General features: G+C 69.7%; 15 protein-coding genes. 7 read left to right on the top strand and 8 right to left on the bottom strand.

Annotated features, from left to right (window positions below; genetic code table 11):
- Nucleotides 1–3: 3 nt before the first annotated feature.
- On the bottom strand, nt 4–495 hold the full coding sequence (locus tag ACFVW6_RS10705; protein ID WP_378826815.1) for a nuclear transport factor 2 family protein: 492 nt from the start codon (nt 493–495) through the stop codon (nt 4–6).
- Nucleotides 496–931: 436 nt separating this feature from the next.
- The gene (locus ACFVW6_RS10700) at nt 932–1,414 is read right to left on the bottom strand and encodes a nuclear transport factor 2 family protein (protein ID WP_378826813.1); all 483 of its coding nucleotides are present in this window, start codon (nt 1,412–1,414) and stop codon (nt 932–934) included.
- Between the two features lie 243 nt (nt 1,415–1,657).
- On the opposite strand from ACFVW6_RS10700, the gene ACFVW6_RS10695 reads away from it, so the two are divergent.
- Genes ACFVW6_RS10695 through ACFVW6_RS10680 form a run of 4 tightly spaced genes read left to right on the top strand, consistent with a single transcriptional unit; the run spans nt 1,658 to nt 6,749 of the window.
- Complete coding sequence (locus ACFVW6_RS10695; protein WP_378826811.1) at nt 1,658–3,274, top strand: ABC transporter substrate-binding protein; 1,617 nt, start codon at nt 1,658–1,660, stop codon at nt 3,272–3,274.
- Between the two features lie 6 nt (nt 3,275–3,280).
- Nucleotides 3,281–4,234: an ABC transporter permease gene (locus ACFVW6_RS10690; RefSeq protein ID WP_378826809.1), complete on the top strand. Its 954-nt coding sequence runs from the start codon at nt 3,281–3,283 to the stop codon at nt 4,232–4,234.
- Nucleotides 4,231–5,133 carry an ABC transporter permease gene (locus tag ACFVW6_RS10685; protein WP_378826807.1) on the top strand — a complete coding sequence of 301 codons (903 nt, stop codon included), beginning with the start codon at nt 4,231–4,233 and terminating at the stop codon, nt 5,131–5,133. The genes ACFVW6_RS10690 and ACFVW6_RS10685 overlap by 4 nt, the downstream gene beginning before the upstream one ends.
- Complete coding sequence (locus tag ACFVW6_RS10680; RefSeq protein WP_378826804.1) at nt 5,130–6,749, top strand: dipeptide ABC transporter ATP-binding protein; 1,620 nt, start codon at nt 5,130–5,132, stop codon at nt 6,747–6,749. Before ACFVW6_RS10685 ends, ACFVW6_RS10680 begins: the two co-directional genes overlap by 4 nt.
- A 4-nt stretch (nt 6,750–6,753) precedes the next feature.
- Here the strand turns inward: ACFVW6_RS10680 and ACFVW6_RS10675 are convergent, their stop codons facing one another.
- Nucleotides 6,754–7,596, bottom strand: coding sequence for an LLM class flavin-dependent oxidoreductase (locus ACFVW6_RS10675; RefSeq protein WP_378826802.1), 843 nt, complete (start codon nt 7,594–7,596; stop codon nt 6,754–6,756).
- The gene (locus ACFVW6_RS10670; RefSeq protein ID WP_355284915.1) at nt 7,593–8,249 is read right to left on the bottom strand and encodes a TetR/AcrR family transcriptional regulator; all 657 of its coding nucleotides are present in this window, start codon (nt 8,247–8,249) and stop codon (nt 7,593–7,595) included. The genes ACFVW6_RS10675 and ACFVW6_RS10670 overlap by 4 nt, the downstream gene beginning before the upstream one ends.
- A gap of 137 nt (nt 8,250–8,386) precedes the next feature.
- Here ACFVW6_RS10670 and ACFVW6_RS10665 point away from each other — a divergent pair, with 137 nt between their 5' ends.
- From ACFVW6_RS10665 to ACFVW6_RS10655, 3 genes are all read left to right on the top strand, one after another.
- On the top strand, nt 8,387–9,835 hold the full coding sequence (locus ACFVW6_RS10665; RefSeq protein WP_378826798.1) for a DHA2 family efflux MFS transporter permease subunit: 1,449 nt from the start codon (nt 8,387–8,389) through the stop codon (nt 9,833–9,835).
- A 3-nt stretch (nt 9,836–9,838) separates the two neighbouring features.
- On the top strand, nt 9,839–10,198 hold the full coding sequence (locus ACFVW6_RS10660; RefSeq protein WP_378826796.1) for a helix-turn-helix domain-containing protein: 360 nt from the start codon (nt 9,839–9,841) through the stop codon (nt 10,196–10,198).
- Nucleotides 10,199–10,483: 285 nt separating this feature from the next.
- Nucleotides 10,484–12,487 carry an ArnT family glycosyltransferase gene (locus ACFVW6_RS10655; RefSeq protein ID WP_378826794.1) on the top strand — a complete coding sequence of 668 codons (2,004 nt, stop codon included), beginning with the start codon at nt 10,484–10,486 and terminating at the stop codon, nt 12,485–12,487.
- A 61-nt stretch (nt 12,488–12,548) separates the two neighbouring features.
- Here ACFVW6_RS10655 and ACFVW6_RS10650 read toward each other — a convergent pair whose 3' ends face one another.
- From ACFVW6_RS10650 to ACFVW6_RS10635, 4 genes are all read right to left on the bottom strand, one after another.
- Nucleotides 12,549–12,950, bottom strand: a complete 402-nt coding sequence (locus ACFVW6_RS10650) for a hypothetical protein (RefSeq protein WP_378826792.1) — start codon at nt 12,948–12,950, stop codon at nt 12,549–12,551.
- Nucleotides 12,951–13,089: 139 nt separating this feature from the next.
- Nucleotides 13,090–14,163 carry a magnesium and cobalt transport protein CorA gene (locus tag ACFVW6_RS10645; RefSeq protein WP_378826790.1) on the bottom strand — a complete coding sequence of 358 codons (1,074 nt, stop codon included), beginning with the start codon at nt 14,161–14,163 and terminating at the stop codon, nt 13,090–13,092.
- A 29-nt stretch (nt 14,164–14,192) separates the two neighbouring features.
- Nucleotides 14,193–14,474 (bottom strand): hypothetical protein, encoded by a 282-nt coding sequence (locus ACFVW6_RS10640; protein WP_355283945.1) that lies wholly within the window; start codon nt 14,472–14,474, stop codon nt 14,193–14,195.
- Between the two features lie 85 nt (nt 14,475–14,559).
- On the bottom strand, nt 14,560–15,888 hold the full coding sequence (locus tag ACFVW6_RS10635) for a cytochrome P450 (protein WP_378826787.1): 1,329 nt from the start codon (nt 15,886–15,888) through the stop codon (nt 14,560–14,562).
- Nucleotides 15,889–15,999: the final 111 nt, after the last annotated feature.

Raw genomic sequence — 15,999 nt, 5'->3', positions numbered from 1 at the left:
GGGCTACTGCTGCCAGCCGCGCGCGTACGGCACGACCCAGTACAGGTCGAGCTCGATCCGGGCGAATCGCCACCGGCCGCCCTCGCGGACGTACTCGTCGGTGAACTTGCCTGCCACGAAAGAGCTTTCGGTGTCGAAGACGACCTTCTCCTCGAAGAACGACACCCCCGTCGCACGGTCGCCGAGGATCTCCACGTCGTGCCCGTGCAGGAACTGCTTGACCAGGACCTGCCCCGCCGGGCTGTTGTCCTCGATCAGTTGCGGCAAGCCGGCGAAGTAGGCCGCGATGGCCTCCCGGCCCCGCGCCTGGCCGAGATGGCGGTAGTCGAGAAACGCGTCGGCGCTGAACAACTCGCCGACCTCGGCCCACCGGCCTTCGTTGATGTGGCGGGGCAGGTCGTGGCGCAGGGTGTTCAGCGCGCGAACCGTCTCGAGCGTCTCGAGCCGTGCGGTGAGCAGTTCGACCTGCTCGGCCAGTTCCAGGACTTCCGACATCGCGTGACACCTCTCGCTCGAACCCGAACCGGAGCAGATTTCTCCCGCGGCGTCGAACAGGCCGGTCGGGAGCCTCCAGGAAACCTCGGCCGCGTTGTTTCCGGGGCCGGGCTGACATCACCTTCGCACGGGTCGTTCGGGGCATACAAGATCGCGGTGGAAAACCTGCGGACCGACCGTAGGTTTCGAGTGAACCGACCGCAGTATTCCGATATCCGGTGCGCGGCCGGGTAAATGTTGTCGGAACATGGGTGACAATTTCACCGGTGGCCTCGGAATAGTGGAGACGGAAATGTCACCGAAGTTATCGGAACATCGTGTCACCGATGTTCCCGAACAATTCCGCGACACTGTTGTCGCGGCGTTCGCGCAGACATTGATCGGGCCGGGCTCGACGGCGAGCCCGGCCCGGTCGCGCGGTGCCGACGAGCTTTCTTCAGATCGGTCCGTGCCCCGCCGCGACCCGCCCCGCGACATGGCGCACGTCGCGATGCGAGATCAGCCACTCGCCCTCGTACTGCTCGAACTCGTCCTGGACCAGCCCGATGACGGTCCAGTCGGCCGGCCTGCCGATATCGGTGGCCGGGGTGCTCGAGAACCAGTGCCAGACCGTGGCATAGGCCGTGAGCAGGGGTTTGTCACCGTTCCATTCGATACTGGCCTGCCCGATCACGTGGGCCACCAGGGACCGCTGCGACTTGGGCACGCGGCTCATGTGCGCGGTGAACTCGTCCCGGCCGTGGAACAGCACCGGCGGGCCGGGCATGATCCGGTACTCGATCAGCGCGTTCGGGGTGAAGCACTCGCTGAACCGCTCGCTCTCCTGGGTGTCGGCGATCCGGAAGAATTTGTTGAAGGTTCGGAAGATCGCCCGCTCCGCTTCGATCGTGGCGAGCAGATTGTCGTGTATGGCGGTCACGTCGGTCCTTTCTCTGCCGGGCGACAACACATCGCGCGGCGCGTCGTTCGGTAATCGACACGATGCGAAGCTAGCACGGTGCCGGGAACGGTCCGATGGCGTGCCGGACAATTCGGTGCGACGATGTATTGCGAGCGAGGTGATCCGAATTGTTGACCGAGTATTTCGTGGTGTGAAATCTTTCGTCGTGTCGCCCGCCGTGAGTCCCACGTGAATCCGGGCAGTAGACAGAGGAATTCTGGCGTGAGCAGTGCTGTTCGTAAGAAGTCGATTCGCCGTGCTGTGGTGTCGGCGGCGGTGGTGAGCCTGTTCGCCGGTGGGTGTGGCACCGGCGCACCGCAGGGCGGCGACGCGGGGCCGCCGAGATCCGGTGGCACACTGCGGTTCTCGGTCGCCTCCGACGCGGGCTGCGTCGATCCCCAGCAGGTCGGCAGCAGTGACACCCTGTACTCGCTGCGCGAGACCGTCGATTCGCTGACCGACCAGGATCCGGAGACGGGCAAGACCGTGCCGTGGCTGGCCGAGAGCTGGGAGGTCGGGTCCGACGCGCGCTCGTTCACCTTCCGGCTGCGCCGCGACGCCACCTTCAGCGACGGCACCCCGGTGAACGCCCAGGTGGTGAAGGCGAACTTCGACGCGATCCCGAAGCTGGGCGCGCTGGCGATCCTGTCCAAGGGCTACATCAACGGCTATGTCGGCACCGAGGTCGTCGACGAGTACACCGCGAGGGTCACCTTCGAACAGCCGAACGCCCAGTTCCTGCAGGCGACTTCGACGGCCGCGCTGGGTCTGGTCTCGGCGGCCAGCGCCGAGAAGACGCCGCAGCAGCGCTGCAGTGACGGGGTGATCGGCTCCGGGCCCTTCGTGCTGTCGAAGTACGTGCCCAACCAGTCGATCACGATCGCCAAGCGGGCCGGGTACGCGTGGGGTTCCCCGCTGTGGACCAAGACGGGCGAGGCCTACCTCGACACCATCGAGTTCACGGTGATCCCCGAATCGGGGGTCCGCGCGGGCAGTGTGCAGTCCGGGCAGATCGACGTCGCCGCCGGCCTCGGCCGCGCCGACGAGGCCGGACTGAAGGCCGCGGGCATCTCCCTGCTGACCCGGTCGCACCCGGGTGCGGTATTCAACCTGGGACTCAACAACTCCCGGCCGATCCTGCAGGACGCGCAGGTGCGCCGCGCGATCCAGACCGCCGTCGACCGGCGCCAGATCGTGGAGGCGGTCTTCGCCAGCGGCACGGTGCCAGCGACCGGCATCCTCTCGCACACCACGCCCGGGTACACCGATCTGTCCGCGGACCTCGCCTTCGACGCCGCCCGGTCGACATCGCTGCTGGACGCGGCGGGCTGGCGGCCCGGCGGCGACGGCATCCGGCAGAAGGACGGCGCCCGGCTGAGCCTGAACGTGGTGTGGTTCAACAACTCCCAGAACACCCGCGCCGCGCTCGAACTGGTCCAGCAGCAGCTCAAGGCCGTCGGGGTGGAGTTGCAGCTCAGGGAACTCCAGGTCACCCAGTTCCCGCAGCTGATCGGCTCCGGCGACTTCGACGGACTGTGGGGCGGCGACCTGAGCCGGGCCGACCCGGACTGCCTGCGCACGCTGTATTCCACCCAGCAGGTCAACGCCTACCGGCTGCCGCCGAGCGAGCTCGACGGGCTGCTCACCGCCCAGGCCGCCGAGGCCGACCAGGCCGAGCGGCAGCCGATCGTGGAGCGAGCCCAGCAGCTGGTCGTGCGCAACGCCTACGTGATCCCGGTGGTGGAGCTCGAGACGGTCCTCGCGGCGGGGCCGACCGTCCACGGCCTGACCTTCGAGTCGTCGAGCCGGACCCGGCTGCACGACACCTGGCGGAGCTGAACCGGCGTGGGACGGTACGTGATCCGCCGCTTGGCCCAGGCGGTCGGGGTGCTGTGGGCGGCGTACACGGTGTCGTTCTTCGTGCTGGAGTTCCTGCCGGGCGACCCGGTGTCGGCGATGGCGGGCGGCGGACTGACCTCCTCACCGGTCGATCCGCGGGAACTCGCCGCGTTGCGCGCCGAGTACGGCTTCGATCAGCCCATCGTGGTGCAGTACCTCGACTATCTGGGGCGGGCGGTGGTCGGTGACTTCGGCGACTCGGTGGCCACCGGCCGGTCGGTGACCGCCACCATGGGCGCGGCACTGCCGCCCACCCTGCAGCTCACCGGCGCGGCGCTGATCCTGGCCGTGCTGTTCGGCGGCGGCCTCGCGGTCGCCGCCACCTACACCTCGCGGCGCTGGTTGCGACAGGTCCTGCTGTCGCTGCCGCCGTTGGCGATCTCGATCCCGTCGTTCTGGGCGGGCCTGATGCTGGTGCAACTGCTGTCGTTCCGGATCCCGCTGTTCCCCGCCTTCGGCAACGGCGGGCCTGCCGCGCTGGTGCTGCCCGCCGTCACCCTGGCGATCCCGACCGGCGCGCTGCTCGCGCAGGTGCTGGCGAAGAGCCTGCTGAGTACCCTGGACGCGCCGTTCGTGCAGACCGCGCGGGCCAAGGGCGCCAGCCGGATCCGGGTCCATCTGCGGCACGCGTTGCGCAACGCGTCCCTGCCCGCGCTGACCCTCGTCGGACTGCTGGTCGGGCAGCTGGTGGCGGGCGCGGTGGTGATCGAGACGGTGTTCTCGCGCAACGGTCTCGGCCGCGTCATGGCGAATGCCGTGAGCGTGCAGGACATTCCGCTGGTGCAGGGCGTGGTGGTGTTCGGCGCGTTCGTCTTCGTCGTGGTGAACCTGATCGTCGACCTGATCTATCCGCTGCTCGACCCGCGGATCGTGGTCGCGCGCCCGAGGAGTTACGCGTGACCGACACCGCGCCTGCCGTCGCCCGCCCCGTCATCGCCGGGACCGCCGACGACGATCACGACACCGACGCCGCCCGGAGCGGGTTCGCGCGGTTCCTGCTGTACCGGCCCGGACTGGTGCTCTCGGTGGTGACGCTGGTGCTGGTCGTGCTCGCCGCGGCGTGGCCGACGCTGTTCACCGCCCGCGATCCGCTGCTCGGCGTGCCGTCGGAGATCTTCGCACCGCCGAGCGGACAGCACTGGTTCGGTACCGACGAACTCGGTCGCGACCTGTTCACCCGCGTCGTGCACGGCACCGCGCTGTCGCTGCGGGCGACGGTGATCGCGGTGGCCGTCGCGTTCCTGGTCGGCGGCGCGCTCGGCCTGGTCGCCGGTTTCGTCGGCCGGTGGGTCGACGACGTGCTGATGCGTTTCGCCGATGTGCTGCTGTCGATTCCGTCGCTGTTCCTGTCGCTGGCCCTGGTGACCGCGCTGGGCTACGGCACGGTGAAAGTGGCGGTCGCGGTGGGCGTCGCGGGGGTGGCCGGGTTCGCCCGGGTGATGCGGGCGGAGGTGCTGCGGGTGCGGCAGGCGGTGTTCGTCGAGGCCGCGTGGTCGTCCGGGGCGCGCTGGTTCACCGTACTCGGCCGCCATGTGCTGCCGAACTCGATCGGCCCCGTCGTCGTCCTGGCCACGCTGGAACTCGGCACCGCGGTGCTGGCGGTGTCGTCGCTGAGCTTCCTCGGCTACGGCGCGGTGCCCCCGGCGCCGGAGTGGGGCACGCTGATCTCGAGCGGCCGGAACTATCTCGCCAACGCGTGGTGGATCTCGACGATGTCGGGCCTCGTGGTGGCGTTCGTCGTGCTCGCGACCAACCGGATCGCGCGGGCACTGGACGGGGAATGGGAGCGTCGGCGATGACCGGGAATCTGCTGGAAGTGCGCGGGCTGTCGGTGTCGTACCGCACCCGCACCGGCCGGGCGCGGGCGGTGCGCGCGGTGGACTTCGACATCGCGCCCGGCGAGATCGTCGCGCTGGTCGGCGAATCCGGATCGGGCAAGAGTTCGACCGCGCACGCCGTCACCGGGCTGCTGCCCGCCGCGGGCCGGATCGACGCGGGCAGTATCCGATTCGGTGGCACCGATCTCGCCACGGCGGGTGACAAGCACCTGCGCGCGATCCGGGGCGCGCAGATCGGGCTGATCCCGCAGGATCCGGCGGTCTCGCTGAACCCGGTGCAGCGCATCGGCACACAGGTCGCCGAGGTCCTGCTGATCCACGGCCTGGCCTCGCGGCGGTCGGCGGCCGAGGCGGCGGTGGACCTGCTGGCACGGGCCGGGATGCCCGACCCGCGGACCCGCGCCGCCCAGTACCCGCACGAACTGTCCGGCGGTATGCGCCAGCGCGCGCTCATCGCCGTCGCCATCGCCGCGAACCCAGCGCTGATCATCGCCGACGAGCCGACCAGCGCACTGGACGTGACGGTGCAGCGGCGCATCCTCGACCACATCGCCGACCTGACCGAAACCCTTGGTACCGCAGTCCTTCTGGTGACTCACGACCTCGGTGTCGCCGCCGATCGGGCCCAGCGGATCGCGGTGATGTCGCGTGGCCGGATCGTGGAGAGCGGACCCACCCGCGAGATCCTCGACAGTCCCCGTGACCCGTACACCCGGCAGCTGCTGAGCAGCGTCCCCGGACGCGCCGGTATCCGCGCGCCGGCCCGGCTTCCGGACACCGCGCCCCTGCTCACCGTCGAGAATCTGGTGAAGGAGTTCCCGTTGCCGCGGGCGAACGGTGGTGCGAGAAGAGTCCGCGCGGTGGACGGCGTGAGCTTCACCCTGCGTCGCGGGGAGACGTTGGCGCTGGTGGGGGAGTCCGGCTCGGGCAAGACCACCACGGCCAGGATGGTGCTGCGCCTGACCCCACCCACGGGCGGCCGCATCGTCTTCGACGGCGACGAGGTGACCGCGAGCAAGGGTGCGCGATTGCGGGCCTTCCGCCGCCGGGCGCAGGTGATCTACCAGAACCCGTACGAGTCACTGGATCCCCGCTTCACCATCCGCGACGTGATCACCGAGCCCCTGCGGGTCTTCGGGGTCGGGAACCGTGCCGACCGCGCGGCGCGGGCCCGCGAGCTGCTCGACCGGGTCGCGCTGCCCGTGGCGATGCTGGACCGCAGGCCCGCCGAACTCTCCGGCGGGCAGCGGCAGCGTGTCGCGATCGCGCGGGCGCTGGCCTTGTCGCCGGAACTGGTGGTCTGCGACGAGCCCGTCTCGGCGCTGGACGTCTCGGTGCAGGCACAGATCCTCGAGCTGTTCGCCGAGTTGCAGGCCGATACCGGCGTGGCGTACCTGTTCATCTCGCACGATCTGGCCGTGGTGCGTCAGATCGCCCATCGGGTGGCGGTGCTGCGGCAGGGCAGGATCGTCGAGATCGACAGCACCGAAAGGGTTTTCGGGGCGCCCACCCACGACTACACCCGGCAGCTGCTGGCCGCGATCCCCGGTGCCGAACTCGCCGCCGAGGGCGCCTGAGCGATCAGGTGCCCGACAGGCGCTCGACGACGGGCGCGAGCTCCCGTGCCGCGTCGTCGTCGACGACGATGTAGGAGATGCCGTACTCGTCGCGGAGCCGCTGGAGCTGATCGGCCACCCGCGTCGCCGATCCGGTGAGCAGATTCGGCGCCCCGGCGGGAATGGGCGGACCGATCGTGCTCGTCGGAGTGCTGAACCGCAGGCCGCGCTCGATTTCGGAATGCCGTGCGCCCGCGGCACTGTCGAGCCACCCGACCTGACGGGCGAGCTGGTCGGCGGAGAACGTGCTGAACGCGATCGTGTCAGCCTCGGCCGCGGCGAGTTCGGTCGCCCTGCGCCCACCCGCCGCGATCAGCAGCGGCACCTTGCGTGGCGGCGTCGGCAGCAGCGCCGTCCCGGTGTTGGTGTAGTGCGGTCCGGTCGCCGTCACGGGCTCCCCGCGGAACAGCGCGTTGACGATTCCGACCGAGGCGGCGAAGCGCTCGAACCTGATCCGGTCGGACTCGACCGCCACCCCCAGCTCGCCGTAGCCGAGCGCGGTCTGACCGGCGCCGAGACCGAGCCGGAACCGGCCGCCGGACACCAGATCCAGGGTGGCGGCCTCCCTGGCGAGGACGAACGGATTGCGGAAGTCGTTGGCCAGCACGAACGTTCCGACCTCCAGCGTCGTCGTGGACGCGGCCGCCCAGGCGAGCGCGGTCAGCGGAGCGGGCACCGGGGCGGGCAGCTCGGGCAGCAGCAGCGATGAGAAGCCGGCGTCTTCGGCCCGGCGGGCAGTCGCGGTCCAGGCTGTCGCGTCGGCGGGGGAGACGGTGACGAGGCCGAAGCGGAAAGGGCGGTGACTCAAGGGTTCTCCGTGGTGCCGTAGGCGCGCAGGAAGGTGTCGACGGCCGCCGTGGCGACGGCGTGCATCTCGGCGGTGGCGACCTTGCGGGTGCCCAGCCGGGTCCGGCCCTCCATGGGGCCGGTGATCAGGACGAGGAACTGCTCGGCGGCGGTCGCCGGATCGCTCGCGCGCAGCCGGCCCGCCAGTGCCAGCCGTGCCAGCCGATCGGCGAGCGCGTCGCCGAGCTGGTCGGACGTGCGGCTCACCACGACATCGATCAGGTCGGGGAACTGGGCGACCTGGCCGTAGGTGAGCCAGCGCAGGGATCGGGACTGCTCCGAACAACACGACCGGATCAGCCGGTAGGCCACATCTTCCAGGGTGGCGCGCAGGTCCTCGCCCGGGGTGCGCAACCGTTCGACCACTGCCAGGTTCTCGGCCAGAACGGCATCGCTCACGGCTGCCAGCGCGTGCCGAAACAGCGTCTCCTTGTCGTTGAGGTGGTTGTAGATGGTCGGCTTGGCGACCCCGGCCACCTCGGCGATCTCCTGCACGCCCGCCTGCGCGTACCCCCGCCGGGCGAACACCACGAACGCCGCGTCCAGGATCGCCTGGCGCTTGTCGATCCGCCCGCGCGAAGTGGTCTGACCGGCCGGTGTCGTCGCTGAAGTCACCACCGCAGTCTATCTCATCCGCATCGGAAAGTTGCCTCACCGGTTCAGTTCCATGTACTCGGGTTGATATGTTCAATTGTGAACATTAGAGTGAACCAGCGAGTTCAATTCACGCTGCTCCAGTTCGGGAGAAATCGATGACGCAACCCCTGGAAGACCGGCTCGACCCGGCCCTGCGCCGGATGATCGCCGTGATCCTGCTCGGCGGGATCATGGGCATCCTCGACGGCTCGATGGCCGCGGTCGCGGTCGACACGTTGTCCGCCCGATTCGACACCTCGCTCGCCACCGTGGGCTGGGTGTCCACCGGATACCTGCTGGCCCTGACCCTCACGATCCCGGTCGGCGCGTGGGCGGTCGACCGGTTCGGCGGCCGCACGCTGTGGCTGTCCGGGCTGGTGGTCTTCCTGCTCGGGTCGATCGGTTCCGGCCTGGCCTGGTCCATCGACAGCCTGATCGTGTTCCGGGTGATCCAGGGCATCGGCGCGGGCATCCTCGACCCGCTCATGCTCACCCTGCTGGCGCGGGCGGCGGGCCCGAGCCGGATGGGCCGGGTGATGGGCGTGATGGGCATCGTCGGGTCGACCGGTCCGATTCTCGGCCCGATCGTCGGCGGCCTGATCCTGAGCAGCTTCGACTGGCGCTGGATGTTCCTGATCAATGTGCCGATCGCGATCGTCGCCTTCGTGCTGTCGCGCCGGATCCTGCCCGCCGACCCGCCCGAACCGTCCACCACCAAGCTCGACGTGCTCGGTGTGGCATTGATCGGTCCCGGTGTCGCCGCCGGTGTGCTCGCGCTGTCGGCGGTCGGCGAGCACGGGACCGCCGCGAGCTGGCAGGTGCTGCTGCCGCTGGGTGTCGCCGTCGTCCTGCTGGCCGGCTACGCCGTGCACGCCTTGCGTCCCAGGCTGACACCGCCGCTGATCGACCTGCGGCTGTTCGCGCGGCGCAGCTTCACCGCCAGTGTGATCGCGGCCGCGCTGCTCGGCCTGGTCAGCTTCGCCAGCATCTTCGCGATCCCGCTGTACTACCAGCAGGTGCGTGGCTTCGACGCCTTCGAAGCAGGTCTGCTGCTCGCGCCCTTCGGTCTCGGTTCGGCGTTCGCGATGCCGTTGGCGGGCAGGCTGTCCGACACCCTCGGCTCCCGCAGGCTCGCGCTGATCGGCGCGACCATCGCGCTGCTGAGCTCGCTCGTGTTCACCCGCTTCGACGCGGACACCCACCTGTGGTGGACGGCGCTGGCGGCGGTCGCCCTCGGCATCGGCACCGGGTCGGCGGGCGCGCCGGTCATCGGATCGGTGTATCGCACGCTGCCGCCGGAGCTGGTGCCCCAGGGCAGTTCGGTGCTGTACATGCTCAACCAGCTCGGCGCGTCGATCGGTATCGCGACGGTCGCCCTGGTCATGGAGACCACGGTCGGCGCGCAGCTGGGCTTCCAGCACGCCTATCTCTGGATCGCGGGCGGTGCGGTGATCATGATCGCCGCGGCCTCGTTCATCCCCGGCAAGCCAACGGCCGCGCCCACCGAGGACGCCGCCCCGCCGGCCGCGCCCGCCCCGGTGGCCGACCGGGCCGATGCGGTGTGATCCATGAGCATCCCCGCCGGACAGTGGCTCGAGATCCTGCAGGCCCCCGAACGGGACCGGCTGACGGTCACCGAGGTGTGCCGCCGCTACGCGATCTCCCGCAAGACGTATTACAGCTACCTCGCGCGCTACCGGGCACACGGTGCGGACGGGCTCGCCCCGCGCTCCCGTCGCCCGAAAACCGTGCCGGGCCGCTCACCCGCGGAACTCGAGGCGGCCGTGGTACGGATCCGGCTGACCCGTCCCGGCTGGGGCGCCCGCCGGATCCGCGCCGAGCTGCTCCGCGCCACCACCGACCACGTCCCCGCCGTCTCCACGGTCCACGCGATCCTGCGCCGCCACGACCTGATCGGCCGGACCTGATGCCCATCACCTGGACCCCCGCCGCCGATCTCTTCGCCGGGTTCGACGCGTACCCGGTAGTCGTCATCAGCCGGGCGGGCCCCGCCCCGGGATCTCCGCTGCGTGGGTCCGGGCGGCCGACCTCGCCTCGCCGTCGGTCGCCAGCAGCAGATCTCGCGCGAGGGTGATGGGTCAGCATGGACAACGCCGTCCCGTGAGCGTGGTCGGCTGTCGGCGTCGCGGTTCACAGCGGGCTCCCAGCCGGTACCCAGCTGGGCTGTAGCGGGCGGGGGCACGGTGGTGGCTATGTCAGTTACCGCCATCGTGCCTTCCGGGCACCTCGATACCCGTGCCGAAGTCGGCGAGGCGGTCACGGTTCGCCGCGATGGACGTGCGCAGTGGGTCGGCTTGGTCCTGTTGCTGGTGGGGACCACCGGGGCCTACCTGTGGAACCTGTCGGCCAACGGGTGGGCCAATACCTATTACGCGGCTGCCGTCGATGCGGGGGCGAGGTCGTGGAAGGCGTTCTTCTTCGGGTCGCTCGACGCGTCCAATGCCATCACCGTCGACAAGACCCCGGCCTCGTTCTGGCCGATGGAACTGTCGGTGCGGCTGTTCGGGATGAACAGCTGGAGCATGCTGGTGCCGCAGGGGCTGCTCGGTGTCGCGTCGGTGGCCCTGCTGTGGGCGATCGTGCGGCGGCACTACGGAGCGAATGCCGGGCTGCTGGCAGGTGTGCTGCTGGCGGTGACCCCCGTCGCGGCGTTGATGTTCCGGTTCAACAATCCCGACGCGCTGCTGGTGCTGTTGATGCTGGCCGCGGTGTGGGCGATGAGCCGGGCGCTGAGTGACGGCCGGTGGCGCTGGCTGGTGTGGTGCGGGTTGTTCGTCGGGCTGGGGTTCTTGGCCAAGCAGTTGCAGGTACTGCTGGTCCTGCCCGCGCTCGCCCTGACCTACCTGCTGTTCGGGCCACCCGCGCTGGGCAAGCGGATCGCGCAGTTGTTCGCGGCCGGGGCGGCGATGGTCGTCGGTGCGGGCTGGTGGATTCTGATCGCCCAGTTCTGGCCCGCCGATCAGCGACCGTATTTCGGTGGCTCGGAGAACAATTCGATCATCGAACTCACCCTCGGCTACAACGGGCTGGACCGGCTCAGCGGCGGTGAAGGCCCCGGCGGCGGATCCGGTGGCGGGAACCTGCCCGACATCTCCGGTGACGTGCCCGGCGGCTTCGGAGGTGGAAGTCCGTTCTCGCAGAGCGGGATCGGGCGGATGTTCAATGACGCGGTCGGCGGACAGATCGCCTGGCTGATCCCCGCGGCACTGATCCTGCTGGTCGCCGGCATCGTGGTGTGCGGGCGTGCGCGCCGCAGCGATCCGCGCCGGGCCGTGCTCGTGCTGTTCGGTGTGTGGGGCGTGGTCACCGGTGTGGTGTTCAGCCTGATGAGCGGCATCTTTCACGAGTACTACACCGTCGCCCTGGCACCGGCCCTGGCCGGGACAGTCGCCGCGGGGCTCGGTGTGCTGTGGCCGCGCCGGGATCGCTGGTGGATTCGGCTGACCCTGGTCGCCACTGTCGCGGCGACCGCGATCACGGCGTGGATTCTGCTCACTCGCACAACGGATTTCGTGCCATGGCTGAAATGGGCAGTCGCCGCTGCCGCGGTGCTCGCGGCGGCCGGGCTGCTGGCCGGGAAGCGCACGAACCTCGCCGTGGTGACGGTGCTGGCCGCGCTGTTCGTCGGCGTCGCCGGGCCCGTCGCGTACACCGTCGACACGATCGGCACCGCGCACACCGGGTCGATCCCGACCGCGGGCCCGCAGACCGAGCGGGGCACGGGTGGGCCCGGCGGATTCCCAGGTGCTACCGGCGACGGTGCGAGCGCCGACGGCGGGATGCCCGGCGCCGATCGAGCCCCCGGTTCCGGCACTACGATGACGATCCCCGGATTCGGTGGCGGTGATGTCAGCGACGAGGTGGTGGCCTTGCTCGACGCCGATCACGACTCCTACCGATGGGTCGCGGCGACGGTCGGCTCGATGTCGCAGGGCGGGTATCAGCTCGCCGGTGATGGCGAGGTCATGGCCATCGGCGGGTTCAGCGGCGGCGACCCGTCGCCGACCCTGGAGCAGTTCCAGCGCTACGTCGCCGACGGTGACATCCACTACTTCATCGCCGGCGGATCCGGCGGTGGACCGGGCTCGTCGAACACTGGTGAAGGATCCAGGATCACCGCCTGGGTGACGGAACACTACAACGCCGTCGAGATCGACGGCGTCACGTTCTACGACCTCACCCAACCGAAGACCTGACACGAACGAAGCGCCCGCCGGGAACCTGTCCGGCGGGCGCTTCGGCTGTTCAGCGAACCCGTCAGGCGGCGTCGAGGGCCGCGGTGATCTTGCGCAGCATCGCGGTCACCGCGGGGCTGGGCGCGCCCTGGGCGAACTGGGCGGCGGATTCGGTGGCGGTCAGGACGGTGTCGCGGAAGTTGGCCGCCTCGGCCGGGTGCTGCTCGCCCAGCAGGCGCACGGCCGCGGTGAGGCTCGGCAACACCTGGTCGGCGAGCTCGGCGACCGACTTACCGTGCAGGTGAACATCTTTGGACTTGGCGGCCAGCACGTGCCCGACCAGACCGGTCGCCGACGTGAGGGCGATCGAGCCGTGCGAGATGGCCTTGTGTGGCGCGCCCGCGGCCGCCAGCAGCGAGACGGCGCCGTAGGCGGCGGTGCGCAGGGTGCCGGCGTCCTGGGCGGTCAGGGTGGTGACAGACATGGTGTTCTCCTCGAAATCCGTTGTGGCGCCGACGGTGTCGGTGCCGGTTGTTTTCTTCGATGAACACACTGTGCCGGGGCGTCCTGATACCGCCCTGACGCACACCTGACACCACCGCTGACACTCGATCGGCCGGGACTCAGAGCCACCTGATCCGGCGGAACACCACCACCAGCGCCAGGCAGATGACCACCATCGTCGCCAGCACCACCGGATAACCCCACGTCTGCTTCAGTTCCGGCATGTAGTCGAAGTTCATCCCGTAGATGCCGGCGATCATCGTCGGCACCGCCAGGATCGCCACGAACGCCGAGATCCGGCGCATGTCGGCGCTCTGCTGGATCGCGATCTTGGCCACCGCCGCGCTCACCAGCGCGGTCAGTGACTCGTCGAGGTCGCTGATCCGCTCGGCGACACCGGTGTGATGATCGGCCACATCGCGCAGGTAGCGGCGGATCTCCTTGGGCAGCGGTGTCTCGGGACGGGTCAGCAGCTGTAGCGGCTGTGCCAACGGGCTCACCGCTCGCCGCAACTCCACGATCTCGCGCTTGAGCTGATAGATCGATTCGATCGGCAAGCGGCTGCGCGGGGTGAACAGTTCCTCTTCGATCTGCTCGACGTCGTATTCCACGGATCCGGCGACCTCGAGATAGGAATCGACGACGTGATCGGTGATCGCGTGCAGCACCGCCCCCGAGCCCCGCGCGAGGCGCTGCGGATCCGCTTCCAGCCGGTGCCGGACCTCGGCCAGCCCGGAATGCTCACCGTGCCGGACCGCGACCACGAAATCGGGCGCGGTGAACACCATGATCTCGCCGGTCTGGACGATCTCGCTCACGGTCGCCATGTCGTGCTCGACATAGGCGACCGTGCGCATCACCGTGACCAGGGTGTCGTCGTAGCGCTCCAGCTTCGGCCGCTGATTGCCCTTCACCGCGTCCTCGACCGCCAGCGAATGCAGGTCGAAGGTCTGAGCGATCTCACCCATCTGCCGGGTATCGGGCTCGAACAACCCCACCCAGACGAACCCCTCGCACCGGCGCCGCACCTCCGCCAGCGCCGCGGCCGGGGTGAACCGGCCGGGCAGACGCCGCCCGGCCACGTAGACACCGCAGTCGACGATCGCGCGTGCCGTCGGCACCGCCGGTTTCGGCACGTCCTGCGCGGGGGTGAGGCGGGAACGTCGAAACCGGAACTGCGGAGCTGATGACACCGCACCGATCCTACGGAGCCGACGGTCCGCTAGCCGTGCGGCTGACTCGGGTCGTAGCCGGGACAGCCCGCATACGGGCGGGGGAGTTCGGGCTTGGCGCCGAAGCAGACGCTGTTCGGGTCGGTCGGGTCGTAGGAGTCGCCTTCTCTGCGGTGGGTGCCGGACGGGACCGGAACGGGGGTGGTGGAGTCGGTGGGGGTGGTGGGCGGCGGCGTCGTCGGGGTGGGCGGCACCGGGTCGGCGGCGCGCGAGCAACCGGTTCCGAGAAGCGCGAGAGCGAGCACGGAAGTGACGAGCAGGGTGCGGTTCACAACTGTCCCTTCATCGGAGATCGCCGCCGCCGACGGACGGCCAGCACACTTTCGGCAACACTAGTGTGGTGGGCCGTCGCCGCCGTCAGCGGGGGAGCAGGGTGATGCGCGCGTTCGCGGCGGGACTCAAGCCGGTGTGATAGCGCCGCGGCGGCTCGATCGGGCCGTCGATCGGCGCGATGCGGCGATGCTCGAGCACCGTGCGGAACAGGATCCGCGCCTCGGCCAGGGCGAACTGCGCGCCGAGGCAGCGGTGCGCGCCCGCGCCGAAGGTGAGCCAGGTGTTGGTGCTCGGGCGGTGGTCGAGGAATCGCTCGGGACGGAAGGTCATCGGGTCGGGGTAGTGGTGCTCGGACTCGTGGATCAGCAGGATCGGCACGATGACGATCGCGCCCTTCGGGATGGTGATGCCGTTGATCTCGGTGTCGCGCAACGCCCGTCGGCCGGTGAACGGCGAGACCGGGCGCAGCCGCATGACTTCGGCGACCACCGCGTCGAGATAGTCGTCCAGACGCGCGCTGTCGCCGGTGTCGACGGCGGCGTCGACCTCGGCCATGGCGGCGGGATGGGCGGCCAGCATGGCGGCGATCCAGCCGAGGGTGATGGCGGTGGTCTCGTAGGCGCCGAGCAGGATGCCGCGCATATTGCGGGCCAGGGCGGGGTCGTCGTGCTGGTCGAGGTCGGTGCCGATGTAGCGCGACAGCACGTCACGGCGGCCGCTCGCGTGCTCGGGCGCGGCGCGGCGGGCGGTGATCTCTTCGACGATGACGGCGTCGACCTCGCGCTGGGCGCGGCGCAGCGGCGGGTAGGGGATGGTCAGGCCGCCGATGACCGGGGTGATCAGGGTGACGGCGAGGAAGCCGCGGCTCTCGATCTCGCCGAACCACGCGGCGACCGCGTTCCGCAGGCGGTCGCGGCGCTCGGGCGCGACCTCGCCGAAGACGACGCCGAGCAGCACGCCGATGGCGAGGTCGTAGCCCGCGGTCAGGAATTCGAAGGACTCACCCACCGGCCAGTTCGGCAGTTCGCGCTCGACCACCTCGACCATCAGGTCCTCGTAGGAACGCAGTGCGGCGGTTTGGAACGGCGGCGCGAAATGCTTGCGTTCGCGCCGGTGCTCTTCGCCGTCGAGGAAGATCATCGTCTGCTTGCCGAACATCACGTCGTGACTCGAGAACCGGCTCAGTACCTGGCCGATGGAGAAGTCGTCGTGATTGGCGAACAGCGCGCGCACATCACCGGGTTCGTGGGTGACCAGCATCGTGGGAAATCCGGGGGGATCGACGACGAATCGCTCGCCGAATTCCCGCAGCGGGGAACTGTGCGTGCCGGGGCGCAGCAATCCGCCCAGCTCGCCGAGCCGGCGCAGGGGTAGTCGGGGCAGGTCGCGCAGCGCGAGGGAGGTCTGTGACACCCCGCCATCCTCACCGCGAAAATGCCGTTGTGCCAAGCGGTGTCGAAAATTCGATGCCCCCAATTATCGGGGCTCACCATGACGCGGTCGATGGTTCACGACGCCCGCTGA

The sequence above is a fragment of the Nocardia sp. NPDC058244 genome, assembly GCF_042882065.1.
Taxonomy (GTDB): domain Bacteria; phylum Actinomycetota; class Actinomycetes; order Mycobacteriales; family Mycobacteriaceae; genus Nocardia.
This window is presented reverse-complemented; position numbering and strand designations above follow the sequence as displayed.

Bases quoted from the DNA above. Each gene is read 5' to 3' on its own strand.
- ACFVW6_RS10705 (WP_378826815.1), bottom strand. From the start codon at position 495: ATGTCGGAAGTCCTGGAACTGGCCGAGCAGGTCGAACTGCTCACCGCA.
- ACFVW6_RS10680 (WP_378826804.1), top strand. From the start codon at position 5,130: ATGACCGGGAATCTGCTGGAAGTGCGCGGGCTGTCGGTGTCGTACCGC.
- ACFVW6_RS10665 (WP_378826798.1), top strand. From the start codon at position 8,387: ATGACGCAACCCCTGGAAGACCGGCTCGACCCGGCCCTGCGCCGGATG.
- ACFVW6_RS10660 (WP_378826796.1), top strand. From the start codon at position 9,839: ATGAGCATCCCCGCCGGACAGTGGCTCGAGATCCTGCAGGCCCCCGAA.
- ACFVW6_RS10655 (WP_378826794.1), top strand. From the start codon at position 10,484: ATGTCAGTTACCGCCATCGTGCCTTCCGGGCACCTCGATACCCGTGCC.
- ACFVW6_RS10650 (WP_378826792.1), bottom strand. From the start codon at position 12,950: ATGTCTGTCACCACCCTGACCGCCCAGGACGCCGGCACCCTGCGCACC.